The sequence below is a fragment of the Streptomyces sp. NPDC005899 genome (assembly GCF_040629645.1).
GTDB lineage: Bacteria > Actinomycetota > Actinomycetes > Streptomycetales > Streptomycetaceae > Streptomyces.
This window is the reverse complement of sequence record NZ_JBEXWB010000693.1, coordinates 1-1,248: the sequence shown is the minus strand read 5'-3', so window position 1 is coordinate 1,248 and position 1,248 is coordinate 1. Positions and strand designations below refer to the sequence as shown.

The window sequence follows — 1,248 nt, the reverse complement described above, 5'->3', positions numbered from 1 at the left end:
CGCGCCCGCGCCCGCGTCACCACCTGGATCGACCGGATGCTGTCCCCGCCCACCGCGAAGAAGTCGTCGTCCAGACCCACCCGCTCCAGACCCAGCACCTCCGCGAACACACCCGCCAGCACCACCTCACGCGGCGACCGCGGCTCCCGGTACTCACCCCCGGCCGACTCCGGCTCGGGAAGCGCGGACCGGTCCAGCTTGCCGCTGAGCCCCAGGGGCAGCCGGTCCAGCAGCACGAACGCCGACGGCACCAGGAACTCCGGCAACCGCTCCGCCACGAAACGCCTCAGCTCGGCCGGGTCGGGCCCGGAGGCCGGTGACGTCTCCGGCACGACGTAACCCACGAGCATGCGGGAGCCGCCGGTGTCACGGACCACGGCGACCGCCTGCCTGACCGCGGGGTGGTCGCAGAGCACCGCCTCGACCTCGGCCGGTTCGATGCGGAAACCGCGCACCTTGACCTGGTTGTCGTCACGTCCGACGCACTCGAGATGCCCGGAGGCGGTCCAGCGGGCCAGGTCGCCGGTGCGGTACATGCGCTCGCCCGCCGGGCCCCAGGGATCGGCGACGAAACGCTCGGCCGTCAGCCCCGGCCGGCCCAGATACCCGCGGCCGATCGCACCCCCCACGTACAACTCACCCGTCACCCCCACCGGAACCGGCTGCATACCCGGCCCCAGCACATACGCCCGCATGTTCCCCAGAGGGGTACCGATGGGAGCGCCGGTCGTGCGGTCGCCCGTCCCGTCCGCGGGGACTTCGAAAGCGGTCGCGTAGAAGCTCTCACTCTGGCCGTAGCCGTTGAGGATCCGCGTACCGGGCATGGCGGTGCGCACCCGCTCCACGAACGGCGCCGACAGCACCTCACCGGCGAACACCAGCGCGTCGACGTCCGTCCGGCCGGCGACGTCGTCGAGGATGCCGTCGAACACCGACGGTACGGAGCTGATGACCCCGCCGGACCAGCCGTCCCGCTCGGCGAGTTCCAGCACGTCGCGCGCCACCTCCACGGTGGCGCCCGTGGCGAGGGCCGTGAAGATCTCGAAGACGGACACGTCGAAGTTGACCGAGGTCCCCGCCAGCATCCGTGACCCGGCACGGATCCCCACCCTCTGGACGAGCTGGGTCACGCCGTTCACCGCGCCGCGGTGCGTGATGGCCACGCCCTTCGGTGTGCCGGTGGAACCGGATGTGTACATCACGTACGCCACGTTCTCCGGCCGCAACGCAGCACTCCGCTCCCCGTCC

At 71.8% G+C, this 1,248-nt stretch carries 1 protein-coding gene; it reads right to left on the bottom strand.

Going from position 1 to position 1,248, the window contains the following annotated elements; translation table 11 throughout:
- Positions 1-1,199 (bottom strand): non-ribosomal peptide synthetase (locus ABZ371_RS32710; RefSeq protein ID WP_358686590.1); only part of this gene is annotated, 1,199 nt, incomplete at its 3' end.
- Positions 1,200-1,248 lie beyond the last annotated feature (49 nt).